Origin of the sequence: Streptomyces fildesensis, from assembly GCF_016107395.1 — a bacterium.
GTDB lineage: Bacteria > Actinomycetota > Actinomycetes > Streptomycetales > Streptomycetaceae > Actinacidiphila > Actinacidiphila fildesensis.
This window is the reverse complement of record NZ_JAAIKO010000239.1, coordinates 1-292: the sequence shown is the minus strand read 5'-3', so window position 1 is coordinate 292 and position 292 is coordinate 1. Positions and strand designations below refer to the sequence as shown.

At 41.8% G+C, this 292-nt stretch carries 1 protein-coding gene; it reads left to right on the top strand.

The features are described 5' to 3' along the window. The coding region (locus tag C6N31_RS47325) for a pyruvate kinase alpha/beta domain-containing protein (protein ID WP_198359697.1) at positions 1 to 214 on the top strand (214 nt) is incomplete at its 5' end. Positions 215 to 292 lie beyond the last annotated feature (78 nt).

Genomic DNA, 292 nt, shown 5'->3' with positions numbered 1-292 from the left:
CTCGAGGCAGTCGCTTGTAGTCAGAGGGCTTTTCCCCATGCTTGCTGATCCCCGGCATCCTGCTGAGTCTACAAATGCAACAAATGAATCAGTTCTGAAGGTTGCACTTGATCATGGGAAGGCCTCGGGAGTTATAAAGTCACATGACCGAGTTGTTGTTTGCCAGAAGGTTGGGGATGCATCTGTTGTCAAGATTATAGAGCTTGAAGATTAGAATTGCGTAGTAGTTGCAACAACATTTTTGTTTTTATTTTCTTTATTTTTGTTGCTCCTAATTTTTGAAATTGGTGAT